The sequence below is a fragment of the Bacteroidales bacterium genome, assembly GCA_016707785.1.
In the GTDB taxonomy this organism is placed as follows: Bacteria; Bacteroidota; Bacteroidia; order Bacteroidales; family UBA4417; genus UBA4417.
The window spans coordinates 151,680-177,691 of record JADJGZ010000012.1 but is presented as its reverse complement, the minus strand read 5'-3'; the positions used below and the strand labels follow the sequence as shown (position 1 = coordinate 177,691).

Annotated in this window: 26 protein-coding genes; 12 read left to right on the top strand and 14 right to left on the bottom strand. The window is 39.3% G+C overall.

The window, feature by feature from the left end; translation table 11 throughout:
* Positions 1 to 27: 27 nt before the first annotated feature.
* Complete coding sequence (locus IPH84_08660) at positions 28 to 1,869, bottom strand: T9SS type A sorting domain-containing protein (protein MBK7173292.1); 1,842 nt, start codon at positions 1,867 to 1,869, stop codon at positions 28 to 30.
* 413 nt (positions 1,870 to 2,282) lie between these two features.
* Between IPH84_08660 and IPH84_08655 the strand changes: the two genes are divergently transcribed.
* Positions 2,283 to 2,579, top strand: coding sequence for a hypothetical protein (locus IPH84_08655; GenBank protein MBK7173291.1), 297 nt, complete (start codon positions 2,283 to 2,285; stop codon positions 2,577 to 2,579).
* 16 nt (positions 2,580 to 2,595) lie between these two features.
* Here IPH84_08655 and IPH84_08650 read toward each other — a convergent pair whose 3' ends face one another.
* Complete coding sequence (locus IPH84_08650; GenBank protein MBK7173290.1) at positions 2,596 to 3,138, bottom strand: hypothetical protein; 543 nt, start codon at positions 3,136 to 3,138, stop codon at positions 2,596 to 2,598.
* Between the two features lie 191 nt (positions 3,139 to 3,329).
* On the opposite strand from IPH84_08650, the gene IPH84_08645 reads away from it, so the two are divergent.
* The 3 genes from IPH84_08645 to IPH84_08635 are packed head-to-tail and all read left to right on the top strand — an operon-like array spanning position 3,330 to position 5,479.
* Positions 3,330 to 4,106 (top strand): GNAT family N-acetyltransferase, encoded by a 777-nt coding sequence (locus IPH84_08645; protein MBK7173289.1) that lies wholly within the window; start codon positions 3,330 to 3,332, stop codon positions 4,104 to 4,106.
* 11 nt (positions 4,107 to 4,117) lie between these two features.
* A complete protein-coding gene (locus IPH84_08640; protein ID MBK7173288.1) occupies positions 4,118 to 4,648 on the top strand; it encodes a hypothetical protein in 531 nt (176 codons plus the stop codon).
* A 9-nt stretch (positions 4,649 to 4,657) separates the two neighbouring features.
* The gene (locus IPH84_08635) at positions 4,658 to 5,479 is read left to right on the top strand and encodes a hypothetical protein (protein ID MBK7173287.1); all 822 of its coding nucleotides are present in this window, start codon (positions 4,658 to 4,660) and stop codon (positions 5,477 to 5,479) included.
* 139 nt (positions 5,480 to 5,618) lie between these two features.
* Here IPH84_08635 and IPH84_08630 read toward each other — a convergent pair whose 3' ends face one another.
* The 6 genes from IPH84_08630 to IPH84_08605 form a co-directional block, all read right to left on the bottom strand.
* Positions 5,619 to 6,566 carry a hypothetical protein gene (locus tag IPH84_08630; protein MBK7173286.1) on the bottom strand — a complete coding sequence of 316 codons (948 nt, stop codon included), beginning with the start codon at positions 6,564 to 6,566 and terminating at the stop codon, positions 5,619 to 5,621.
* The gene (locus tag IPH84_08625; GenBank protein MBK7173285.1) at positions 6,547 to 6,915 is read right to left on the bottom strand and encodes a hypothetical protein; all 369 of its coding nucleotides are present in this window, start codon (positions 6,913 to 6,915) and stop codon (positions 6,547 to 6,549) included. Before IPH84_08625 ends, IPH84_08630 begins: the two co-directional genes overlap by 20 nt.
* A gap of 72 nt (positions 6,916 to 6,987) precedes the next feature.
* Complete coding sequence (locus IPH84_08620; protein ID MBK7173284.1) at positions 6,988 to 9,330, bottom strand: TonB-dependent receptor; 2,343 nt, start codon at positions 9,328 to 9,330, stop codon at positions 6,988 to 6,990.
* A gap of 102 nt (positions 9,331 to 9,432) precedes the next feature.
* A complete protein-coding gene (locus tag IPH84_08615) occupies positions 9,433 to 9,861 on the bottom strand; it encodes a hypothetical protein (GenBank protein MBK7173283.1) in 429 nt (142 codons plus the stop codon).
* Between the two features lie 138 nt (positions 9,862 to 9,999).
* Positions 10,000 to 10,929, bottom strand: coding sequence for a diacylglycerol kinase family lipid kinase (locus IPH84_08610; protein MBK7173282.1), 930 nt, complete (start codon positions 10,927 to 10,929; stop codon positions 10,000 to 10,002).
* A 127-nt stretch (positions 10,930 to 11,056) separates the two neighbouring features.
* Positions 11,057 to 11,827, bottom strand: coding sequence for a glycosyltransferase family 2 protein (locus IPH84_08605; protein MBK7173281.1), 771 nt, complete (start codon positions 11,825 to 11,827; stop codon positions 11,057 to 11,059).
* Positions 11,828 to 11,971: 144 nt separating this feature from the next.
* On the opposite strand from IPH84_08605, the gene IPH84_08600 reads away from it, so the two are divergent.
* Positions 11,972 to 12,262 carry a DUF3795 domain-containing protein gene (locus IPH84_08600; protein MBK7173280.1) on the top strand — a complete coding sequence of 97 codons (291 nt, stop codon included), beginning with the start codon at positions 11,972 to 11,974 and terminating at the stop codon, positions 12,260 to 12,262.
* 11 nt (positions 12,263 to 12,273) lie between these two features.
* Here the strand turns inward: IPH84_08600 and IPH84_08595 are convergent, their stop codons facing one another.
* The 3 genes from IPH84_08595 to IPH84_08585 all read right to left on the bottom strand — a co-directional run bounded on the left by IPH84_08595 (position 12,274) and on the right by IPH84_08585 (position 15,945).
* Entirely contained in the window at positions 12,274 to 13,608 is a 1,335-nt protein-coding gene (locus IPH84_08595; GenBank protein MBK7173279.1) for an MATE family efflux transporter, read from the bottom strand.
* Between the two features lie 222 nt (positions 13,609 to 13,830).
* Positions 13,831 to 14,622 carry a nitrilase family protein gene (locus IPH84_08590; protein ID MBK7173278.1) on the bottom strand — a complete coding sequence of 264 codons (792 nt, stop codon included), beginning with the start codon at positions 14,620 to 14,622 and terminating at the stop codon, positions 13,831 to 13,833.
* A gap of 165 nt (positions 14,623 to 14,787) precedes the next feature.
* Positions 14,788 to 15,945, bottom strand: coding sequence for an aminotransferase class I/II-fold pyridoxal phosphate-dependent enzyme (locus tag IPH84_08585; protein MBK7173277.1), 1,158 nt, complete (start codon positions 15,943 to 15,945; stop codon positions 14,788 to 14,790).
* 122 nt (positions 15,946 to 16,067) lie between these two features.
* Here IPH84_08585 and IPH84_08580 point away from each other — a divergent pair, with 122 nt between their 5' ends.
* The 6 genes from IPH84_08580 (at position 16,068) to IPH84_08555 (ending at position 22,282) form a co-directional block, all read left to right on the top strand.
* Positions 16,068 to 17,324: a phosphoglycerate kinase gene (locus IPH84_08580; GenBank protein MBK7173276.1), complete on the top strand. Its 1,257-nt coding sequence runs from the start codon at positions 16,068 to 16,070 to the stop codon at positions 17,322 to 17,324.
* 139 nt (positions 17,325 to 17,463) lie between these two features.
* Complete coding sequence (locus tag IPH84_08575) at positions 17,464 to 19,548, top strand: T9SS type A sorting domain-containing protein (GenBank protein MBK7173275.1); 2,085 nt, start codon at positions 17,464 to 17,466, stop codon at positions 19,546 to 19,548.
* 83 nt (positions 19,549 to 19,631) lie between these two features.
* Positions 19,632 to 20,138 (top strand): GAF domain-containing protein, encoded by a 507-nt coding sequence (locus IPH84_08570; protein MBK7173274.1) that lies wholly within the window; start codon positions 19,632 to 19,634, stop codon positions 20,136 to 20,138.
* Positions 20,139 to 20,158: 20 nt separating this feature from the next.
* Entirely contained in the window at positions 20,159 to 20,728 is a 570-nt protein-coding gene (locus IPH84_08565) for a manganese efflux pump (GenBank protein MBK7173273.1), read from the top strand.
* 20 nt (positions 20,729 to 20,748) lie between these two features.
* Positions 20,749 to 21,816: an endonuclease gene (locus IPH84_08560; GenBank protein ID MBK7173272.1), complete on the top strand. Its 1,068-nt coding sequence runs from the start codon at positions 20,749 to 20,751 to the stop codon at positions 21,814 to 21,816.
* A 16-nt stretch (positions 21,817 to 21,832) separates the two neighbouring features.
* Complete coding sequence (locus tag IPH84_08555) at positions 21,833 to 22,282, top strand: 6-carboxytetrahydropterin synthase (GenBank protein MBK7173271.1); 450 nt, start codon at positions 21,833 to 21,835, stop codon at positions 22,280 to 22,282.
* A gap of 62 nt (positions 22,283 to 22,344) precedes the next feature.
* Here the strand turns inward: IPH84_08555 and IPH84_08550 are convergent, their stop codons facing one another.
* Complete coding sequence (locus IPH84_08550; GenBank protein ID MBK7173270.1) at positions 22,345 to 22,773, bottom strand: Hsp20/alpha crystallin family protein; 429 nt, start codon at positions 22,771 to 22,773, stop codon at positions 22,345 to 22,347.
* A 177-nt stretch (positions 22,774 to 22,950) separates the two neighbouring features.
* Between IPH84_08550 and IPH84_08545 the strand changes: the two genes are divergently transcribed.
* Positions 22,951 to 23,127 (top strand): hypothetical protein, encoded by a 177-nt coding sequence (locus tag IPH84_08545; protein MBK7173269.1) that lies wholly within the window; start codon positions 22,951 to 22,953, stop codon positions 23,125 to 23,127.
* Between the two features lie 1,095 nt (positions 23,128 to 24,222).
* Here the strand turns inward: IPH84_08545 and udk are convergent.
* Entirely contained in the window at positions 24,223 to 24,840 is a 618-nt protein-coding gene (gene udk / locus IPH84_08540) for a uridine kinase (protein MBK7173268.1), read from the bottom strand.
* 29 nt (positions 24,841 to 24,869) lie between these two features.
* A complete protein-coding gene (locus IPH84_08535; GenBank protein ID MBK7173267.1) occupies positions 24,870 to 25,979 on the bottom strand; it encodes a TerC/Alx family metal homeostasis membrane protein in 1,110 nt (369 codons plus the stop codon).
* Between the last annotated feature and the right edge of the window lie 33 nt (positions 25,980 to 26,012).

Below are 26,012 nucleotides of genomic sequence, written 5' to 3'. Positions count from 1 at the left end.
TTCAATATTGCAGATTAAGTTGAATCATCAGTCTTTAAGTACAACAATACGCTGTGTTACAGAAGAATTTTCTTTCGTTAGCCTGATAAAGTAGACTCCATTTTTGAGACCTGGTAAGTTAATGGTCTGATCACCATTGATCTTCCTTTGAGTCAGAACGATAGTTCCCAAATCATTAAACATTGTAACATCTGTATTTGATGCATTTTCAATTTTTATTGTTGAAGAAGCCGGGTTAGGATATATCAAGATATTCTGCAATCCGTAGGTATTATTTACCTTATTTACAACATCATAATCTACCGTAAGTCCCACAGTAGCCGTACCCTGAGGCAATACCACATCAAATGGATCTGATACATAAATATCACTGGATACATTTGACATTTTTACAGAAACCTTATACTTCCCACTTTCAGAAACATTGATTGAACGAAAATTCGATCCATCAATTGGGGTATCATTATAATACCAATGATATAAAGGATTTTCTGTTGAATCAGATGTTATATCAACTTGAGTAATCATTGGTTTTGCATTTATTAGATTTTGTTTAGCTTTTTGAGCTATCACTTTTGCACCTTCTGCATTAGGATGGATACCGTCTGGAAAATTAGAAGACATCATAGAAGTAGCATTATACATATCAATAACATTCACTGCATTTTCAAAAGCAATCAGGTGGATATAAGGGATCACCTGAGAAACAATGGTATTATCATTTATTCCCCATGCTGAAGAATATGCTTTAGCCGGTGTAACCATATATATGGTTGGATTTGAAGGCAGTGCACGCAGTTCTTGAATCAATTCAATATAATCAGTCATAAAATTTGCCGGTTTCCAATTCGATGCTTTCGAATCATTGGTCCCAAGTTTTATAAGAACAATATCCGGATTCAGACTAAATGTATAATCATACTGTGGCTCATTCCACCATGGAGAATCCCCGGCTTTTGACATTGTTGTACCAGCTACTCCCAAATTTTCAGTATAATATCCATTCCCCAGCATATCCCTCAATTGAATTGGCCAACTATTCATATAATTACCTGCACCTCCTTCAGTAATGCTGTTTCCAATGCAGGCAATTTTAATATCTGAAATCGGGCTGCCTGATTCATTGCAGCTTCCAAATTTAACAACCGGCACTGTTAATGATTCTTCACCCAGGCTAATCCTTCTGTTTGACCGAAATTCACAGGTTCCAAAAACCACCTCGGCATCCTCTAATGTATTTCCATTCAGAAACTTATACTCATAATCCAATTTAGGGAGAACTGAGACTGAAATTTCATAAATTTTATCGTTATCCGCATCTGTTAACTGCAAAGAATCTGTAATCCAGTTGTTAAAGGAACCTGTAACATGCACTCCATTGGGAGAGACTGTCAAACCTGTCATATCCACACTTAAGTTCAGATCTGTGCTTTGATGAGAACCACAATCCAGACAATCATCAAAACAAACGATATCTAATACTGTATTAGATTGGGGAACAATAATGTTTCTATCTTCATGATTGGGACCAAATCCACAAAGAGTTCCTGCCAGTGATTCAAAATTATTCCAATTGGTTTTACTCCTTGTATACCTGTAATTATATGAATTCCCTGCTTGAAGATATATCGTTAATTCAAAGACACTGTCATTATTTGCATCTGTCAATTGTTGAAACTTTTCAAGGCTCCAACCAGCCCAATCGGATCCAATATATACACCATTTGTTGGATACGCTTCAGACATGTTTACCCTAAAAGTAACCAATACATTTTGTGCTGTTAAATAGGATGCAGGCAGCAATATTATCATCATTATCACCATCCAAAATTTGCTCATGCCAGCCTGGGCATTTGATTTCTTTTTCATTCTGTGTTTTGGGAATTGATTAAAAATTCAGTTTTGATTCTTCACTAAAGGAATAACAGTGTAAATTAGTCAAATAAATCCTCTTTTATTCCAATTAATACTAAACTCAAATCTATTTGAAAGAAAGCTGTTTTTAGTCGAAAAGTTTTTGGCTTTCCTATAAACAAGTTAACTATTTAAATAAATTTAGAAAGTTGTGGCAATTATACATAATATTTGTGTTTTTCTGCATATATAAAAACTCTTTCTACTAATAAGAACGTTGTGCAATTGAAACGGAAATATGATTTTATAATGCTTTCATAAATTAAATACCTCATTATTATATAATTACAATATAATATGCAATTTAAACCCCAAAAACTATTGCTATGAAAATTATATCATTTTCGAACAGATCCACGAAGAGCAGCATGAGACTCTTATCTATCATGGTTATACTATTCGTAATTACTGAATGTTACCATCTGTTTGACCCATCGCTGAGAAAAGGATTCTTATTCTTTTACGCTTTGATCATCGCCCTGGGATACTTTATTTCAGCAATTGGCATGTGGAAACTCAGCAAGTGGTCGATCTATCTATTTATTGCAACAACAATTGCTTTGATTCCAGGATTCATATACCTGAATACCATAGACCTTAGGGTTGTTTTTTTGTCCTTGATAGTGCTAATAGCGACCTTACTTAACTGGAAAAACCTGACATAGCCTTTTCAAGCTGGTATTATTCTGATTGGTTATCCAACTGATCCTGAATACTGTTTTTTTCAAGACTGATATTGTGTTTCACTGCAAACTGCTCCTGTGAACTCTGGAAAGCATTATCAACCTTACTTTCTTCTTCAGTAATCTCAGCCATGTATTTGTCGAGTAATTCTACATTTGGTTCTGCAGAATAAATCTCATCAACCATCAGCACATAAGTTGTACGCATCGTCTTTTGGTAAAAAAGGAACAGCTCGATAGCCGTTTGCTTCATCCCAAAGTCAGGCTCTAATGTTTTCAAATTTTCCAGGCTTTCGATTGATATATCGATGGTATTATTGAGCAGCTGTAAAGAAGCTTTTGCCTCATCATGGGTCGATTCCAAATCATTGACAACAGCAAGTAGTTCCAGCAGTTTCTGGCCAATACTGTTTTGCGAATCAACAATATAGTCGTTGTATTCAACCGGATCACTGATACTAATTTGACCGCCTGATTGGGCATTCACAAGGATGCTTCCTGAAAAGAACAGAAATGCCAGAATTAAATTTGATTTTTTCATGAGAAATGGATGGGATTAGTTAGGGGTAAAACTATCTGCAAAGACTTTAGAATATAGGTAACAACTTCAATTATAGTTTATGGCAAAATGTGCTGAAAGTAACTTTTGAACAGCCTGAACTCTTAGAAGTCAGTGGAGCCTTATTCTGAATAATTTATTGCTAAGTTTGTAAGTATTGTCAGTGTATTTTTATGACTAAAATAATAAAAGCTACTTTCTCAGAAATTGCATCCTTTCGAAAAGAATACTTTCACTCATTGGCAGAATTCCAGGAGTTATACCTGGAGTTAATGATGAAAGAATCAGCTTTTTATTTGCTTGAAGAAGACGGGGCCTTATGTGGATATTTTATCATAACAAAAGATAACACCATGATAGAATTCTTCCTTAGAGAAAAATATATTCCGGAAATCGGAACTTTTTTCATGCTTATTACCAATAAATTCAAGATTTCCAGGGTATTATGCAAGTCATTTGACTCTCTGCTGCTCAAATGCTGTTTATCATATTCCATTTCTTATAAATTGGTAGGAAATCTGTTCAGGGATCTCATACCAGCCTCTGCATATCCAATGACTGGAGTGGGCATTAGTTTTGCTGAAAAATCTGACTATGATTACCTTCTTAGTCAACAGGATGGGCTATATGAATCTCCAGAAGAACTGGAGACCTTTATTGAAGGCAGGAACCTGTTAATGTACAAAATGAAAGACCTATTAATTGGATGCGGATTTCTAATCAGGATCCATGCGGATTGGCCTTATTACGATATTGGGATGTGGGTCCATCCCGAATTCAGGAAACAGGGTATTGCCACTCAAATCATTTCACATTTAAAAGAAGAGTGTATTAAGAACAATTGGAAACCTATTTGCGGATGCGCCAGTGAAAATTTAGCCTCTCAAAAAACCCTGGAAAAAAATGGTTTCATCTGCAAACATCACCTGGTTGAATTTGTCATCTCCTGAATTTCTCCACCATGAAAAACCGTTTTCCCAGGACAAGGTTTATATGTGTGTTCATCATGTTGTACCTGTTTGTCAACTGGTCAGCTTATTCTCAAAACGACCCCATGAAAATAAAGCAAAACATGATTTACCTGGAAGCTGGTGGAATGGGGGGATATGGTTCCATCAACTATGAAAGGTTTGTTTTCATTCGCCAACACCTGGCCATTTCTGTGAGAGCTGGATTCAGTACGTTTCATTTGAGGGATTTCACGAATTCAATCAATCCGGATTTACTGTTTCCTATAGCCATCAATGCCTGTCTTGGCAATGATCATAAACTGGAAATGGGAATCGGCCAAACATTCACATCGATTATTCAAGCAAGTCCCAATGATTTCAAGCCAATCAGGACTGCAGAACGACATACAAATTTCCTGGTTGGATACCGGTATCAAAAACAATCGGGAGGAGTTTTCTTCCGGTTGGCCTATACGCCTTACATAGAACAAAATGTCAGATTCAGAAACTGGGCAGGGATCTCTGTCGGGTACGCATTTTAACAGGTTATGATGAAACTGAAAACATTATGCATCTTAACATTGCTGTTTATTCTCTCCTGCGAAAAGGAAGAATACAGCGTCATCAACCTGAATAATAATGCCATCACAGCACTGGGACATGCAGGGATGGGTATTGGAAATGCTTACCCGATGAACAGCTTTGAATCGATCTCAAAATGCCTCTCACTGGGTATGGATGGGTCAGAGTTTGACTTACAAATGACAAAAGACAGTGTACTGGTACTTTTTCATGATCAGAATCTTTCGGTAAACACCAACCAGGAAGGAATGATCCATTCCAAAACCTGGGAAGAGCTGAAGTCTGCCGTTTACAATCAATGGCCTTATCTCAATTATCATATCATATCCCTGGATCAGCTTTTTTCACACATTGAGAATCTTCATCAGTTCAAATTCACCATCGACTGCAAACTCTATACGGAAGGCGATCTAAATGCCTATACGATTTCTTATGCTAATTCCCTGATTCGGGCAATAGAACGATATCACCTCATAAAGAATGTTTGTATTGAGTCGCAAAGTGCTGATTTTCTATCCCTTATGAAAACTCAAAAACCCGATTATCAGTTATTTATTTATCCCCCCTCTTTCGAAGAAGGACTGGAAATTGCACAGAAGTTAAATTTATTTGGAATTACAATTGCCAATAGCGATATAACTAAGACCCAGGTAGAAACTGCTCATAATAATAACCTTAGGGTGGCGGTTTGGAATCTGCATTCGGAAGCAGATCATAAGGATGCCATTCGCAAGAACCCCGATTTCATGCAGACTGATAAGGTTGTTAACCTGATAAAGCTGATCAGGTAATTCACATTCCTGGCGCTTTATTAAAACAATTAACAGTATTAAAGCATAAGCAACGTTTTGTCTTTCCCTGAATACCGGGAATTTTGGACAAAACGTTGCTTTGATTTATACTATTTCGGGCCCTTTCAGGAAGAAAAGGTCATATTTTGAACTCTCTTGCCAAGCTGAATGCGAATGAGTACTGGGGTGTAAGCTGCTTCCCTTGATAGTTCTTGAAAACAGGAATATCATAAAGAAATGAAAGGTTCCATAATCCCCCTATTGAATAGGATAACTGGGGAGTAAAAACCAGTAAATGATAACCGGTATTTACTTCCTCTTCACCTTTTTGTATATCCTTGCCATGTAACTCGTTGCGAAGCTGAATGATACCAAATAAACGCGGTACTATCCGCCTTGAAACGAACAGGGAATTTAATAACAATTGCCCCGACATGTAATCATTTTTATTCGAAAAGTTATACTCATACCGGTTCAGTAAAAAGGTCCTGATATGCAAATCAGGGAACTCCTTACTGATTAAAACAGTCCCTGTTAACCCAAAAGCATTTGTAGAAGGCCTGGCATCCAATTGAAGCAGGGTCCCATTCGATGCCTTCTTAGGCTCCATTCCAAAAGGAAATTTTAATCCTAAACCTGTGGTTACTTCAAATTTCTTGGAAGGATTGATATAGAGGCCGTATTTCAGCATTGCCAAACCATTCGATAAACCCTGACCATTGTGATCGGTAAGTAGTTCATTTCTGAAGTCAACAATCTTGTTGAAAAAATAACCCATATCCAGTTGAGCCGTGATCCTGTGAGAAACACCGTATTCCACAGAAATTCCACTAAAACTATAATGGGCATTATTTGCCATATCCTGGGTATCTTCCGAAGGTTTACTTCCTTCGTAGTAGATTTCAGAATAACTATTCCTGAAAAAACCGGTTACCCTGGCACTGCTTTTATCCAGGATTCCAACATTGGTGGATGCACCTACAGGATTCCCCGTGGAACAACATTGTGCCCAAAGGTCACTTCCACAAATGATCAGGAAAACAAACAACAAGCCCGGTGAAAGAAACTTATTCAATGGAAGTAACATAGGCATCCTTGGAGATTTCATTATTGCTGCCATCTGCTACTTTGCATGTGATTTTAAATTTCCCTGCATGACAGATTGTGAATAGAATTTCAGCCCCGGAGCCTTCAATGATTCCAAGTTCATTGTCGCATGACCATGAATAATTCAGGTTCTTTCCATTAACCGTTGCAGTAATCCTGGTGAGATCCTGAATTGTGATGGTGTCTTTTTCAACAGCCAGGCTGACAAATTCAAGTTTATCAGTGCCTGTATTGTCAGTGTTTTCTTCCTTCTTGCATGCCTGTAGAAGAATCATACAAGAGATGAACAGGATAAAAACCAGGGAGGAGTATTTGCTTAAAATCTTCATTATTCAAGTATTTAAGTAACGTAATACAAACTTAGTATTTATTAGGATAAAATCCCAATAATGTATTTTTGATTATTTGATGGAATAGCGTAATCCGGCATAAACTGTTGCCCCCACAATGGGTCCCCATACCATGGAGGTATCGAAATGAGTATGATAAGGCCGCCAGTATTCAGTTACAGGATCTTTCTGAGTAAAGTTGGTAAGGTTTTCCCCACCCAAATAAACTTCGAAATATTTGAATTTCCTTGTTACCTGGGCCAGGAGTTGCACATATACCGGTGAATAAGGACTTCTCTGCAAAGCCAGTGGCATTTTCTGCGTATCCGGTATTCTTGCTTTCCCATTCAATTGCAAAGTGAGATCGAATTTCCATTTTTCAAATTTTGTCGCATAGGAAGCATTGAACAGTCCTTTGTACTTATTGCTCATGGCCTTCTCACGAAGTTTGCCGTTTTCTGTAATCCGAACGTCATTAAACCTTATGGCAGTCAGCAATGTTAAGTTCTTAATGGGTTCAAAAGTAAGCTGGAACTGGAAAATGTTGGAATAGGATTTACCATTGAGGTTATAGACAAACACTGCAGAAGGCAGGCTATCCAAATCCACAATTACCTGGTTTACAAAGGAGGTCCGATAGGCTTCTGCATCTATTTGTGCTTCTCTGCCGAAAAGATGGATATCCTGGGTAAGATTCAAACCAAAATTCCAGGCATTCTCCTGGTTGAGTTGATCACTGAAGTTTAAGACTCTCTGACTCGCCATGATGGAATAATTCTCTGAGAGAACATTAGCTGTCCGGTACCCCTTTCCTGCAGACGCCCGAAGAATTGTGCCCGAGGGTAAAGCATAGCGTATATGCATTCTTGGTGTATAAAATAAACCATACTTTGAATGATGATCGGCTCTTAACCCGGCAATTAATGTGAATTTCTCAAACAGGTGCAGGGTGTATTCAAAGAATGCACCGGGAACTATCTCATTTCTGTCGCGATTATAAAGCGTATCATGGAAGCTGAAAATTGTGAATAAGCTGTCCGGATTTTGATCCAGGTCCCCTCCTGCTACTTCATACAGATAGGTGAAATCCCTTCTCTTATAACGTTCCATGTAATTATCATACATCAGGCTAAAACCACTGATGAACTTATGATGTTCATTGAAGAGCTTATCCTGGTAGAGCAGGTTTGCATAGAAACTTTTCTGGCTGGCGTCATATTCGTTTAAACCAAGCATATCATCCTGTGTATGATATATCCCGGAAAGGATCAGGGCTACCGAGCGATCAGCGTGCTCCGGAAACATAATCCCATTTTTGAGAAAACCTTCAACACGACGTGTATGCATCTGTATCCCATAGGTTTTTGTCCCATTATTGATACCGACCGTATCTTTTGAATACTCACCAGGGACAAAATTCATGAATCCCCCGACCCTATTTTCATCAAAGAATTTTATTCCGAGATGGGAAGTGAATCTGTCGGGAATCGTATAATCCCAGCGGTTCATGAAATTATAGGTGGTATTCTCCGGAATATCCATGATCAGATCATTATTCCTGTCGAAGGCATTTTTGAAACTGCTGAAATGTCCGAAAACAGCGGTACTGGTCCTGTCTCCCAATTTATAGGCACTATGTGCATTGGCTTCCATCCGGGCATTACTGTTACCGAAAAGGTTCAGGAAGAATTTTTCTGTATTAGCAGGCTTCTTGAACTCCACCATAATTTGTCCGGTAGTAGATTCAAAGCCATTGACAACTGAAGACGCACCCTTAGAGATCAATATGGATTCCATCCAGGATCCGGGAATATAGCCCAAACCAAATGAGCTGGCAAGTCCGCGCACGAGAGGCACATTTTCGCTCAAAACCTGGCTATATACTCCTGATAATCCAAGCATCTGGATTTGCTTAGCACCGGTAAGAGCATCGGAATACATCACATCCACCGAGGCATTGGTTTCGAAACTTTCTGCGAGATTACAGCACGCGGCCTTTCGGAGTTCCTTGGAAGTCACAACCTGTACTTTTCTCGGGTCTACAGAGGAAATAAATGAGCTTCCGATTTTGCCTTCTACTTCCACTGTTTTTAACATGATGTCTTCATGCATCATTTCTACTTCCAGGAATTTTGAACCTGCTGAAACAGTGTCTGTCAGGTATCCTAAAAAGCTAAAAACAAGCTGCCTTTCATTGATGTTCTTTGCTGAGATAGTAAATTCACCATTTGGATTCGTAGTAGTTCCCTGGGTTGTTTTTAACCAGAACACATTTACACCTGGGAGAGGGTTTTTATGGCCATGATCATCTTTCTCATAGACCTGACCTTTAATATTTTGCGCTTCTGCGTTTTTCCCTGGTTGAAGGAGATATCCCACTATTACCAGGAGGATGGCAGTATATATTGTTTTCATTGAAGTAAATTTAAGTGATTGGATGTAAACCAGTGATTATCAACGTCTAAAACATTGATTTCCAATTCATAAATTATCCGGCAACAATTATTGCCAGAGTAATTAACAATCGCTTAAAGGGGAAGGGATTCGAAGTTGATGATGCATAATCACCCTGGAGATGCCTAATGGAGGCACCCGGTCCTTGTGATACGAAAAAAGACTATCATCATCAACAGCCAATGAAACAGGTAATAGTCCCGGCAGCAAAACCGGTAAAATGGAATGAATTGATAAGCCAATAACCTTATTCACTTTTTCAAAAGCAAGTACCTGTATCTTTTGAAAATAGTGTAAATTCTTACAGCAGGTTGATTTGCTAATGCCTGAATGGCTCTCTTGCTGACTGCTGTTCATCTGCTCAATTGCACACCCACAGGAAGGACTGGATTGGGTTAACCCCGGGTATATAAAAACATCTGTGAGATCACCATGACAATAATGAGTGGAATAAGAAAACCCTGTAGCAGCAACCAGAAAAACTACGGACAAAAAGATTGCCGTAATTCTTTCTACAAATTTATATTGCCGGGTTGATCTCATAATTTGCTATCGTACAAAAGTATATCAATCTGACACTTAAAAGTAACTGTCAATAGTTAAATAGTTGTTAAACCCACTTTATGAGACTTATTCTCCGGTAATAATGCGGAGTGTTTGGGGAATTATCGTAAACTCAAAAGGAGTATGCCCTAATGATTCACCATCTACTTCGAGGTACATTGGGAAAATAGACTTTATAATAATATGGGAGGATCTGAAAGTACTCACTTCCGGCAAACGGGTAAATGAGCCATCAAAGAGTTTAACGACATTTCTGATCACTTTAAACTTCCCGATATTCCTGATAATTGTCAGGTCAAATAATCCATCATCCGATTTAGCATCAGGAGCCTGCTTCATTCCACCACCATTGTACTGGCAAATTCCCACCGACATACTAAAGACTTCCTGTGTAACCGATTCATTATCCAGAACCACTGTAGTTTTGGTCGCCTTATAATAGAAAAGGCTGGAAAAAATATTAACAAAGTAGGATAATGGGCCCCCTTTGCCTTTATCCTTTTGCCTGTTGGTTTTTTTTGCAACCAGTGCATCAAATCCCATCCCGGCCATATTAAGGAAATAACGGGTTTTCTCCTGGCCCAGGCTTGAATAATACTTAACCATTCCTGCATCCTGTAGGAAAATATTTGCCTTTGCGATGATGCTAATGGCTTCTTTATAGTCGGACGGTATCTTATACATCCTGCACCAGTCATTGCCCGTACCCACAGGAATCATAGCAAGGGTTACTTCGGAAGGACTGATATGTTTTTGGGTGAAGATGCCATTCACAACTTCATTCAGTGTGCCGTCACCTCCCACAACAATAATATTCCTGAAACCTTTTTCTATATATTTCCTGGCGAGCAACATGGCATGATCCCTATGCTCGGTGAAAATGTTTATGAATTCTATTCCGGCTTCTCCAAGTAAACGTGCTATCGTCAGCCAATCATGTTGTCCCTTTCGCTTTCCTGCATTGGGATTAACAATTACAAACCATTCTGTCGACATCAATTAGATTTTATTTGCCCAGGCAGTAAAGATACAATTTACTGTCTTATTTCAATTTATTCATAGCAATGATGATAGTGGCCCTGGATTAACTTCTTTAAAATCCGAGCCTCCGGTAACAAGAATATCAACTCCTGCTTTTTGCAGCATTCATCATCCAAAGCTGCTTCAGTTTGGCATATTTCAGGAATGTGGCGTGTGCTGAGATCAGACTGATTGTAAATCCATAAAAACCATCCAGGTATCCTTGTTTTAGCACATAGCTTTTAAGAAACATCAGGGTGGGATTGACTAACAATCTCCAGATGGGAGCTTTTAAACCTTTTTCAAACATTGCCTGCGCCGAAATATCGGTAAAATGATTGGCCTGTGCCACATGACCTTTGATGGAATGATAGGAATAATGCAGCAAATCTCCTTTCAAATGAATGATCTGTCCACTCTGCAATTTGAGTTCATCATGAGGATTTGTTCCTTCCCACCTTGCATGGTTCCTGTCTACAAGTCTAAGCTTCTTATCCGGGTACCAGCCACAATGCCTGATCCATTTACCACAATAATTATTCAGCCGGTTCATCGAATACCCTTTCACAAGTGGCTGTTTCTTTACCTCCGCTATGGAAATCCTCAATTCATCCGACAGAGCTTCATCAGCATCAAGAGAAAGGACAAAATCAAAACGCGCGAGAGATAAAGCCCTGTTTTTCTGTTCAATGTACCCATCAAATGCATGCTGAACAAAATTCACGCCTTTTTCCCTGCAAATAGCTTCTGTACGATCGGTACTGAAGGAATCAAGCACCAGGATCTCATCCGCAACCCCTTGCACAGAATCAATGCAATGTGCAATTTGCTTTTCCTCATTAAGGGTTATAATAACGACAGATAATTCCGGCATAATCATCTTAGTGTTGAACACAAATGTAAACAGATTTCTTTATTGGGATTTAAAATTTATTCGAGCAGGATAAGCCTATTCTATAACGGATTTGTACCTTTGATTGATCTCCAAAATAATAATCTAATTTTAATAATTCTAGCTATGATCTTATCTGCTTGCGGTTTACGCTGTGATGAGTGCGAGTTTTTCGGAAAACAATGCAATGGCTGTTATGTAGTTCAAGGCCAGACTTTCTGGGCTAAGGAGATGATGCCAAATCAAACCTGTCCACTTTTTGATTGTTCTGTAAACAAGAAAGGTTTCAAGAGTTGCGGGAATTGTTCTGAACTGCCTTGCAAGCTTTTTAAGGAAATGAAAGACCCCAACAGCAGCGAAGAAGAACATCAAAGAATGCTGAAGGTTCGTGTGAATCTTTTAAAAGAGAATGTGTAAAAACATTCGCATCATATCTGCTTCTTTCTCCAGTTCCCCAGCCTTAAATAGGTGTAGGAAAATATTCCCAGAAGTGATGCATAAATCCATTCACTGGTCCACACCCACTCGATAGCAAGATGTAATATATTGGAAACAAACCAGGTATAGCAAATATAAAATACAAGGGTAACAATCTCTATCAGTAGGGTGATCTTTGTATTTGCTGTTCCCAACACAGCATTGAAAAGAATACTCATCAGGGAGAAAAGGAACAAAGCTGAAAGTATTACATAAAAAGTCCTGAAGCTTGCATCAACAAGGCTTTGGTCTGCAGTATATATTCCGAGTATCTGGTTGGGGAAAAAGGCAGCAATAAGTATTACTGCAAAGAGAATAATGGCACTGAACCTCATGATTTTATAGGTAATTGGCAAAACCTGTTCAGGCTTCCCTTCACCAAGCGCGTTACTGACGAGGGTATTTGTTACCGAGCAAAATGCCCATCCCGGGATCATCAGAAACATATATACCGAACGGGCAATATTGGAAATGGCCAGGGGGCGCTCTCCCATTTTTTCAATGATAAGAAAAAAGAAAAACCAAATACTCAGGGAGAGGACATACTGAATCATCACAAAAAAGGAGACTCCTAAAGTACTCCTGATGATGGACCAATCAGGCCTGATCCACCGGAATATTTTGTATCGGTGTATTTCCCGATACCGGATAGTTATTATCACAAGAAAAACCAGGGCAACTGCTTCAGCGATTGCTGAGGCTATAGCTGCGCCCGCAATTCCCATTTGGGGAAACCCGCCTTTGCCAAAAATCAACAGGTAATCAAGAATTACATTCACCACAGCCATAATAATCGAACTGATACTCAGGAAACGAGTGAAAGTAATCCCGGTATAGAAAGAGCGAAAAAGAAGTCCTGCCGTTGCAAAGAATAAGCCAAATATCCTGTATTTCAGATAGGTAGATGATGCATTAAATATTGCATCGGAAGCAACCATCAGTTTTAACAAACCATGTCCGAAGAAATAAACTCCTAACGTTACGATAAGCGATGAAATTACCAGGAAATAGAAGCTATTATCGAAGATCCTTCCGATCTCAAGGAAGTTTTTCTCCCCATACCTCCTGGCAATGAGTATTTGAACACCCGTAGTAAAACCATATCCTACCATAAAAAGGATGATATAGAAAAGTCCTCCAATGGCAGAGCCCCCAAGTTCCACTTCCCCTACCCTGCCCAGAAAAGCTGTATCTGTAACCCCAACAATGTTCTGGGCAAACAGACTGATCATTATGGGCCAGCCTATGTCCCAGATTTTACGATATGAAGGTGTGGCAGAGGTCATGTAATAAGTGATCCTAAATTATTAAGTGCCTCTTACTGGTATAACAGGAAAACCCTATTTAAAATGAAGTAAAAACAACATATACCGGCACTGCAGGAATGAAAAAAATTTTCGGCAAACTTATTGATTGCCTGAATACTTATTGAATAAAGTTTGAATAATTTTTTTCGAAAACGATAAGGTATTATTATCAAAAGACATAGATGAACTATTCTCAAACATTTATCTGATTTCAAAATCATCCCAATCCATACCCACGGTAAAACCATCCCTGAATTCTTCAATCTGATCATAATCAAGCATCAGTGTTTTCATATCCTCAACATCTGTTGAGATATCGATGAGGGGATTACCTTTGAAATCGATAATTACTGAATCGCCCTGATGCATCGTACCCTTTCCATCAACTCCTACTCTATTCACCCCGATTACATAAGACTGGTTTTCTATAGCCCTTGCAATCAACAACTGACGATAGGCATAACTTCTCCTGGCAGGCCAGTTGGCCACATAAATCAGTATATCATACTCATATTTCCCATGCTGGAAAGTGTTTTTACTCCAAACAGGAAACCTCAGGTCATAACATACCAGGGGACAAATTTTCCATCCATTGATTTCTGTAACCAGTCGTTTTTGGCCATTGGAAAACTCAAGATGTTCATTCCCGAACCTGAAAAGATGCCGTTTGTCATAATAAGAGTAATTCCCATCCGGAGTCATCCAGATTAGCCGGTTATAAAAATGATCTTTCTCATTAATAACCAAACTACCTGTTATTACCGAACCTGTTGCCCCTGCATAGTTTGCCATCCATTGCATTGTCGGGCCCTCCATAGGCTCTGCTATTGCTTTTGGATTCATAACAAAACCAGTATTGAACATTTCCGGTAATACCACCAGATCTTGTTTCCCAATTATAGTTTGGAAAAAACCTTCAAATTTGGCCAGGTTAGCACCTTTGTCTTCCCAGGCCAGATCCGGCTGGATAATAGTAACAATAAGGTTTTGCATGTTAGATTAGATTTCGTTTTATGGCAGAATTCATTATCAGGCATCCATTTACCTTGTGTAAGAAATCATGAGAATTTCAATGACGGGCAACTAATCGCTTCTTCTATTTAACGGATCATTCACCAAACCCAGAGACCTTTTATTTATCTGATTACCAATACGTAATCAAATTTTGCACAAAATTTCCGCAGCTCTTTCAAGCGTTTCTTCAGTTTTGGCGAAACAGAACCGAAGTACATGGTTATCCTGTTTTTGATGGTAAAATGGTGAGACCGGGACTGAAGCCACTCCAAATTCTTTAGTCATCCGGATTGCAAAATCCAGTTCATTTTCCTCGGAGAGGGCACTATAATCCAATAATTGGAAGTAAGTCCCCAGTGAAGGAATTACTTTAAACCTGCTTCCTTCAATCAACTTAACAAAGTAATCCCTTTTCTGTTGGTAAAACGCGGGCAGGTCAAGGTAATGCTGCTCATTTTCAAGGTATTCAGCCATAGCATATTGCATAGGAGTATTCCCGGCAAAAACGATAAACTGGTGAGATTTTCTGAATTCTGCCATCAGGTTAGCCGGAGCCATAACGTAACCTGTTTTCCATCCCGTAGTATGAAAGGTCTTCCCGAAAGAACCGATGACGAAGCTCCTGGAAGCCAATTCAGGGTACCAGCAAACACTTTCATGCCTGTTACCATCAAAGATGAGATGCTCATAAACTTCATCACTCATGATAACAATATCTGTCCCTTTGGTAATTTTCTCCAATTCCTGGAGATCTGCCGGGCTAAGAATGGCGCCAGTAGGATTATGTGGTGAATTGATGATGATCAGCCTGGTCCTTGAATTAATAAGACTCCTGATTTCTGCCCAGTTGATCTTATATCCTGGAACCATCAAAGCAGAATAACGAACGGTTCCACCATTTAATTCCACTGCCGGAGCATAGCTGTCATATGCCGGTTCTATCACAATAACTTCAGTGCCTGGAAAGATCATGGAAGATATTACACCAAATATTGCCTGGGTAGCACCTGCTGTAATATTAATCTCTGTTATTGGATCATACAAAATATTATAGGTACTCTTTACCTTCTTGGATATAGCCTCTCTCAACGCCAATACTCCCTGCATCGGAGCATACTGATTCATCCCGTTTCTCATATACTTGTAAACAAGCTCAATCAACTCTTCTGAGACCGGAAAGTTTGGGAATCCCTGGGAAAGATTTATTGCGCCTGTTTCATTCGCCAACCCCGACATCACAGCAAAAATGGAAGTTCCGGTATGGGGTAATTTTGAAGTTAATGATCCGTTGAAAGATTTCATAAAAGGGGTTTCTGGATATTCAAAAATACTCCAAAGGCAGTCATAAACAACCATAGATTTAATAAAGTGCTGACAAATGTTTTTATTACTTTTGCTCAAAATTTCAGATTAATTCTACCTATATGAAAACTGTTGATAATTATGACTTTACAGGGAAGAGAGCGATTGTTCGCGTAGATTTTAATGTTCCCCTGGACGAAAATTTCAAGATTACTGATACAACCCGAATAGATGCCGCTGTAAATACCATCAATAAAATTCTTGCTTCTGGCGGCTCTGTGATACTGATGTCGCATCTTGGCCGGCCGAAAGGTCCTTCTGCAAAGTTAAGCCTGAGGCATATCCTTCCTTATCTGAGTGAGAAACTTGGTAAAGAGGTGAAATTCGCTGATGATTGTATAGGTCAAAGTGCTGTGGATCTTTCCTCCGCATTGAAACCCGGAGAAGTTATGCTGCTCGAAAATCTTCGTTTTTATGAAGAAGAAGAAGGAAAGCCTCGTCTCCCTGATACAGTTACTGAAGAGGAGAAAAAGGAAGCTAAAGCCAGGGTAAAGGAATCGCAGAAAGAATTCACAAAAAAACTTGCTGCACTTGCTGATTGTTACGTAAATGATGCATTTGGCACAGCTCACAGGGCACATGCTTCTACTGCATTAATAGCAAAGTTTTTCCCAAAAGACAAGATGTTTGGATACCTCATGCGTGATGAAGTAACTGCTATCAAGAAGGTTCTTGAAGACAACAAACGTCCGTTTACCGCTGTGTTAGGCGGTGCCAAGGTTTCCAGCAAAATAGAGATCATCAATCACCTCATGAGCAAGGTGGATAACCTGATTATCGGCGGTGGAATGATGTTTACCTTTATCAAGGCTCAAGGTGGTAATATTGGTGGATCACTGGTTGAACCCGACTTTATTGAACTCGCAAAAAATATTCTGGATGGCGCTGCCGACCTGGGTGTTAATATTGTGATTCCTGTTGATGCCATAGCAGCAAACGCTTTCGCTGATGATGCTGAAAAAAAGCTGGTTAATTCCAATGAAATTCCTGACGGATGGATGGGATTGGATATTGGACCGGAAAGCATCCAGATGATCACTCATGTTCTGAATAACAGTCGCACTATTCTTTGGAATGGTCCGATGGGTGTATTTGAATTATGCAATTTCCAGAAAGGTACCAAGGAAGTAGCCAAAGCAGTTGCTGCCGCTACAGCCAATGGAGCATTTTCACTTGTTGGCGGCGGAGATTCAGTAGCAGCAATCAATAAATTTAAACTCGCCGACCAGGTTAGTTATGTCTCAACAGGAGGTGGTGCCATGCTTGAATCCATCGAAGGGAAAGAACTGCCGGGAGTAAAAGCCATACTTGAAGATTAAAGTTTCATTCTACCCATATACAAACCGGGACAATCTCTGTTCCGGTTTTTTTTATTTCTAATGCTGTCAGGGTATTTGCCTTAATAAGTGTCTTATATGTAACCATTTAATATCTATAATCTAATTTTATACCCTTTATATGAAAAACTCAGTTATTATCACTTTTCTTCTGCTCCTGATGTTCAAAAGCAGCTACTCACAATGGACTGGATCCATAGGCCCCGGCGGGCCGGTTAATGTTTCATCAATATTTCAATACGATTCAGTTTTAATGGCAGGGACCTCCTGTGGATTCTTTAGCGCAACAGTACTTTCTACCGATTGGAAACTGAATTCAGCATTACCTTTCGAAAGCTATACAATTATAGGCGATAGTTTATTTATAAGTGTTCCCTATAACTATTCTTTTGGAGCGGATTATGGTATTAAACGATTGGATTTATCAAATCCTGATGTCCCGGCAGTTGATTTAAATCCAGAGCAAGTAAAAGCCCTGGCCCATTCAGGCACAACCTTGTTTGCCGGTAGCCTTTCCCTTGGATTTTTAAAATCAACCGATTATGGCGTAACCTGGACTCAGGACAATGAGGGATTGTACTCTAATATGCTGAATCAAAAAAGCGTACACACTATTGAAGTCACAGATACTTATATATATGCAGGTACCGAATTTGGAGTATTCAGAAATACACTGGCTCTTGATCACTGGGAGATCATAAAAGCCGCTGATCTACTATGGGATAGAGCTTTCATAAAAGAAATAGATGGTATCCTTTACCTGGCAATTGGGAACGAACTTTATAATAGTTATAATCATGGAACTGAATGGAATCCAGTGTATACAGCTCCTTCAGCAATTACTTCCTTTATGGGTACCAGTATGCAGTTTTATTTCACTACGGTTTCCAATGGGATCTTTTGCACTCTGAATGGTGGAATTGTTTGGGATCAAATAAATACAGGCCTTACAGATCTTCATGTAAATACTATCGCATTCTTTGACACTACCCTGGTTTGCGGTACTCAATCCGACGGGGTATTCTCTTACCAGGGAAACCAATGGATAAACAATTCTGGTGGATTGGTTTGTTCATCAATTAGTTCCATTGCTGCCACTTCGGCTGGTCTTGTTACCAATGACAGGGATAAGGTATATTATTCAAATAATGGAATAAGCTGGAGTGATATTTCCCCTAATGTGTTCAAAGACTTTTTTATGTCAGCGGTCACAATGGGTGATTCTATCTTCCTTTCAGTTTACCATGACACCCTGGCAATGCCTACATATTTGAATTTTATCACCTATAGTCCCGATAATGGAGTTACATGGCTTGACCTTCTGAATCCGGTTCCATTTGAAAGTGGTAATGGCTATGCTTTGGTTAGCTCTAATGGCAGGCTTTATGCTTATGAAGATGAGTTTATGTATTCTACAGATGATGCCGGCCTTACCTGGACGGATATGAGCCTGGGGGCAGCGTACCAGTTTCATTTTTTCTCAGGACTGATTGTGCATAACAATACTCCCTTTGCGACCATTGATTCAGATGAAGCAGGCGTTCTCAAATATGATGGCAATACTGGTTGGGTCTTAGCAAATTCAGGCCTGCCTGCGGGAAGTACTATTTCCAATCTCTCAGCCTGTGATGGGGCCATGTTTGTAATGGCTTCTGATGGAGGTGTTTATGTCAGTACAGATAATGGAAACCAATGGACCCTCACCAACAACGGATCAAGGGTAAATTTTTCAATAATAGAAGATTTTGTGGCATCAGGTTCCAATATGTATGCTGCCACCGATAAAGGAGTTTTCTGCACAAACGACCTGGGGAATAGCTGGAATCCAATCAACTTCGGGCTAAAAAATACACACACAACTTCTATTGAAATTTTAGCCGATACTCTATATGTCGGAACTAAAGGAAATGGAATCTGGAAATTGGCTCTTTCAATGGTTAATCTTGGAATTCCTCCTATAAATGAAGTGAATCCATCGATTACAATATCTCCCAATCCTGCTAAAGATAAAATCACACTCTCAGGCTTACCAGCTGGAAGTCTCAATTATGCCTTATTTGACATGGCAGGGAAGCATATTCTGAACGGGAAAATTTGTAATGGGCAATCCATTATAACAGCCTCCCTGGAAACAGGGGCCTATTTGCTGCTGATTAAAGGTTCAAACAACTACTTATCCCGCAGTAAAGTAATAATCAACAAATAATTCCTAAATCTGTAAAGCTTGCCATGATTATTGACCGTTAACCAGCAAAACATTTGTATTTTTGCATCCCGTTTCAAAAAATCATGGAATCTAGCTCAAAACAAGGAAGATACGATAGAATAATTGTCCAGTTGCAAGGTTTATTGGTGAAGACTGATGACCCCATTGCAAGAATGGCGACTATTGCTGCTATCCTGAAGTTTAAGTTTACCTATTTTTTCTGGTGTGGCTTCTATAGGGTGAATGGCGACGAATTAGTTGTCGGACCATACCAGGGGCCTGTTGCCTGCCAGATTCTCAAAGGAGGTGGAGTTTGTTGGGCAAGTGTTAATGAAAAACGTTCGCTGGTGGTTCCTGATGTTCACAAGTTCCCCGGGCATATTGCCTGCGATTCAAGATCCAATTCCGAAATTGTCATCCCAATTTTTGATCCGTCTGGTCAGTTGATGGCGGTCCTTGATATTGACAGTACAGCTTTTAACTCCTTCGATGAAACGGATCGGATTAACCTGGAAAAAATAGCCACTTTTGTATATTCCCCCTCTGGAATGGCTTCTGTGATTTCCGAATCAACAGCAGGAATGAAATAATTCAGGATAATCCTTTTCTTATGAACCCTATCCAAATTTTCATTCTTAGTCTTGCATTAGCCCTCAATTCGTTGATTACATACATTGTAGCAGGGTATATTCTCAAAGGTGAAAGGCTCATAATCAAATTCCGCTTTGCAGGCATCATTTTACTGTCACAGGCCCTGCTGATAGGTACCGGTTTGTGGTTAGGGTCAAGGATCAGCGTTCTGGCTTTAGAGTCAAACTACTATATTGCCTTCGGTATTTTACTCATTATGGGATTAAAGATCATCTTTGATTCCATCAGGACCAGGCCTGAAGAAAAAAGTTTTGATGTAACAATAGTAAGGAATGTCGTCATGCTTTCCATTGCAGAAGGAATTACACCTTTAATTGTAAGTATCACCGCCGGTTTGACCACTGAAAAAAATATCTCTTCCTGGTTCATTTTAGTAATCATGCAACTCATTGCCGTCTTTACCGGATTGATCCTTGGTGCCAAATATGAAGCCAGATCATTACGTTTACGCACCGGACCTATCGGTGGATTAATTATCCTTGCCGCCTCACTCAAACTACTGATCGACCTGGTCGGTTTCTCTTATTGATACCCAAATAATCCTAAAGAATGAAAAACCTGATTCTTCTGTTACTACTTGTACTCTCATTAAATATCAATGCACAGGCACCCCAGGGATATTATGACCCGGCTGCAGGGAAATACGGAACTGCACTCAAACAAGCGCTTCATGATATTATCGACAATCATACGGTATTAAGCTACGATTTCCTGATCACCGCTTTTGAAACTACTGATAAAAAGTCCAATGGCAAGGTCTGGGATATGTATTCCGATATTCCGGGTGGCACCCCTCCCTATGAATATTCTTTTAATAATAATGATGAATGTGGAAGCTATAATGGAGAAGGTGACTGCTATAACAGGGAACATTCCTGGCCCAAAAGCTGGTTCAGTGACAAAACGCCTATGTATTCCGATTTGTTTCATCTATACCCGACGGATGGATATGTAAACAATCGCCGGTCAAATTATCCTTTTGGGAAAGTAGGCTCTACAGACTGGACATCAGATAATGGAAGCAAAGTAGGAGATTGTTCAACACCCGGATATTCCGGAACTGTTTTCGAACCCATTGATGCTTATAAGGGAGATTTTGCCCGTTCATACTTCTATATGTCAACACGCTACTTTAATGAAGATAATGGCTGGGCAGGCAGTGGTATGACCAATGGCTCACAGCTGAAGCCCTGGGCTGTAACTATGCTCATGCAATGGCACCAGGCTGACCCGGTCTCTCAAAAGGAAATTGACAGAAACAATGCCGTGTATGCTTACCAGCACAACCGTAATCCATATATTGATCATCCTGAATTTGTAAATAATGTCTGGGCTGGAAATGCCGGTTTCCTGGATCCCGTTCAATCAATCCCTCTCAATGCATATCCTAATCCTTGCTTTGGAAACCTAACCATAGAACTTCCTTCAGCATTTTCCAAACATATACCTGATCTTGTTGTTTATTCAGCAACCGGAGGAAAGGTTTCCCCTGCTGAAAAAATTTCAGGAAACAAACTCGAAATTAATTTTGATCATCAAAAGGCCGGCTTATATATCCTCAAATTAGTCGACCCGGAAACCAGCCTTGTTTATACATCAAGAATCATTCTTGAATAATTAATACCATATTACATTGACCAATATCCGATTAACCAAAGAGTTTAAATTTGAAATGGCACATGCCCTTAAAGGGTACGATGGCCCTTGCCGGCATATTCATGGACACTCTTATGAATTGTATGTCACCGTTATCGGGCAACCTTTGCAGGATGACTCATCGCCAAAAAATGGTATGCTGATGGATTTTGGTGACCTGAAGAAAATTGTAAGGAATTGCATTATTGATGAATTTGATCATGCACTCGTGCTCAACAAACTTTCTGCTGATGAATTTCTACCCTTGAAATCAGAAGTGTTTGGTAAAACGATCCTTGTTGATTATCAGCCGACCAGTGAAAATATGCTCATTGATTTTGCTGAACGACTTATCCCACTCATGCCACCACAAGTAAAATTGCATAACCTTCTCCTGCGCGAAACAGTTACTTCTTACGCTGAGTGGTTTGCTTCTGATAATCAATAAAAAAGCCGGCTTCTGGCCGGCTCTGCATTTTAAAATTGAAAAATTTTATCGGATTGCATCATTTAAGCGATGGCAATTTCCCTTACAGGTCTTTCTTTAGCTTCGTCCTTCTTTGGGATGACAATGGAAAGAACTCCATTCTTGTAGGTAGCATTAATCTTTTCAGTATCTGCAGATGTTGGCAGACTAAATGAACGATTAAACTGAGCGTAGCTGAATTCCCGACGAACAAAATTCTCAGAATCTTCTTCCTTCTTTTCTTCCTTATCCGATGAAATCGTCAGGACATTGTTATTCAGATTGATCCGGAAATCATCCTTCTCCAAACCAGGAGCTGCAATGTCAATCCTGAAATCTTCCTTGCCTTCTGCAATATTTACCGAAGGTTTATTGAATCCGTAATCAACATTGATAAAGGTTGGTAACTGCTTCCCAAAGAATTCGTCTGCGAATGAAGGGAAAAACGGGCTGCGTTTAATAATAGGTAACATGGTTAAATCCTCCTTATATTTTAGTTATGGTTTTAATGAATTGATATCCTCTCTTTTCAATTCTCATTCCAAAGCTAAAAAAGGCCAATAAATCATGTCAATATGTCATGTTAAATTAAATTTTCATGCCATTGTGTCTTGTTTAGATTAATTTTAGTCCTTAATGTCGGATTGTGGATGTCGGATTGTGGATGTCGGATGTGGGATGTCGGATGTGGGATGTCGGATGTTGAATGTGGATTGCATGTCGGATGCGGATTGATTCGGATGTGGATGTCGGATGTCGAATGTTGGATGTGGAATGTCGGATGTGGATTTCATGTTGAATTTGATGTCGGATTGGATGTCGATTGATGTCGGATGTCGAATGTGATGTCGATGTCGAATGTTGAATGTCGGATTGCGGATGTGAACCTTCCAGCCATAGGCTCCCTTCGTAACATCAGACACACAGACACACATCGACATTCACTTAATCTTCAATCGTTAATCAAAATTGCTCTTGAATTTGGATTGTCGATTAACGAGTTTTGATTTTTGAAGTCACTTCTTAATTCTCAATTCGTTAATCCTCAATCGTTAATCAAAATTGCTCTTGAATTTGGATTGTCGATTAACCCTGCCTGACTGCGAAAACTCACCCAAAGCAGCAGCATTCCTGCAGGCAGGCAGGGAGTTTTGATTTTTGAAGATCCACACTTTAATTCTGAATTCGTTAATCTTCAATCGTTAATCAAAATTGCTCTTGAATTTGGATTGTCGATTAACGACATTTGACTTGAGTGCTCCTAATCTAATTCGAATCCTCAATCGTTAATCAAATTTGCTCTAATTTGGATTGTCGATTAACCGAGTTTTGATTTTTGGAAGTGCTTTACTTCTTAATTCTGAATTCGTTAATCCTCAATCGTTAATCAAATCTGTTGGAATGGGGATAACGAGTTTGAGCTTCAATTCGTTAATCTTCAATCGTTAATCAAAATTGCTCTTGAATTTGGATTGTCGATTAACCGTGACCTGAATATAAAGCTAAAACGCAAATTTAAAACCAAACGCAAACACAGCAATTAACTCTGCATTGGATTAAGTGATTTAGTTGTAGTGCTTTACTTTCTTAATTCTGAATTTCATTAATCTTCAATCGTTAATCAAAATTGCCCATGAATTTGGATTGTCGATTAACGAGTTTGATTTTGGAAATGATTTTTCTAAAATTCTAGAATCTCCTCAATCGTAATCAAACGCTGTGAAAACGCAACCCAGCGGCCATCCGATTTTGAAGTGCTATAAAAAGCCGCAAAATTCAACGGCAAAACAAATCATAAGAATTCATTGCCTTTAAATGATTGGGATGGTTTGAATTTTATATTCTGAATTTTTCATTCTGCAATCTGCATTTTGCATTTTGCATTTTTTCATCCTCCCCAAAGTGAAATATCGATTCAGAAACTACTCCCCCGATCCCAGCTTCATTTGTATACGGGAAGCAAGCACCTGGACGGCAACCTTATTTTCACCGCCTTGCGGGACAATGATATCAGCATATCGCTTGGAGGGCTCAATGAATTGAAGATGCATGGGCTTAACCCATTTGCTGTAATGGTCGAGGACCTGCCTGAAATCACGGCCACGTTCAATGGTATCGCGGCGAATAATGCGGGTCAGACGGTCATCATTTTCAGCATCCACGAAAATCTTTATATCAAGTCGTTTTAATAATTCAGGATCAGTAAAAATAAGGATGCCTTCAACGATAATTACCTGTTTTGGCTCTATGTGGATGGTATCATGGCTTCTGGCACATTCCACATAAGAATACTGAGGCATCTCAATGGGCTTTCCCTGACGGAGAATGTCCAGATGCTCCACAAGTAAAGTCCATTCAATAGAATTGGGATGGTCGAAATTAATTTCCAGTTTTTCTTCCTGGCTCAGGTGGCCATTATCCCAGTAATAAGCATCCTGGGGGATCACTGCAACTGAACTCTTGGGAAGTCGTCGGATAATTTCCTTAACAACTGTTGTTTTTCCGCAACCGGATCCCCCGGCAATCCCGATGATTAACATAGGATAGTTTTCATTTTGGTTATTCTTTTCTAAAATTCAATCTTGCCCGGCTTCTCTCCTGTTAACTCTTCAATTACCTTCACCTTTTTCTTACTTTTATCCGGCCAGATCACTGAAGCAAGAATACTTACAGTGAGAATCCCTACAACAATAATCAAAGAATGGACCGTGGTAAAACCCCATTCCTTTAATTGCACATGCATAAGCATTTTAAATCCAATAAACATTAACAGTACTGATAGTCCATGTTTAAGGAATCGCAACATTGTAATCACATGGGCAATTACAAAAAACAGGGAACGAAGACCAAGAATGGCAAAAATATTAGAGAAGAAAACTATGTATGGGTCCTGAGTAATCGAAAAAATTGCCGGTACAGAATCAACGGCAAACACAACATCAGTAAACTCAATGACTAAAAGAACAAGGAAAAGAGGTGTGAAATAAAGTCGACTCCTATCCTTTTTATTCCTGAACCAGAAGTGTCCCCTGAAATAGTTGGGATATAATGGCAAATATTTGGATGCGAATTTAACAATCGGATGCTTGGAAGTTTCCATTTTCTCTTCCTTATTTCTGTCGAGAAACATTTTCACACCCGTGATAACCAGGAAAATTCCAAAAACATATAATACCCAATCGAAACGCTGAATCAGTGCAGAACTCAAGAAGATGAAGATAAACCTCATCACTATTGCACCCAGGATTCCCCAAAAGAGCACCCTTTTATAATACATTTTCTGCACCCCGAACGATATGAATATCAGGATCATAACAAATACATTGTCAACAGAAAGCATGTACTCAATAAGGTAGCCTGTGAGAAATTCCAGTGCAAGATTTTGCCTGTAAACACTTAATGCATCTTGCAACCCGAGTCCACTGATATCAATAGGATGCTTGTATTTCAAGATATTATTCTCAATATCCCCGATGGATTTTAATCCATGAATAATCTCGGCTTTATTAAGAATAAGCAGATAAAATCCTGCTGCAAGGGTGACCCAAATAATTGTCCAGATCAGTGCTTCCCTGAATTTTACTTCATGGCTTTTCCTATCAAATATCCCCAGGTCAATTGCCAGCATTCCGGCAATGAAAACTATGAAAACAGTAAAAAACAAGGATTCTATGGGCATAGCATTTTTATTGATCCTTCGGGAAAAGTTGTA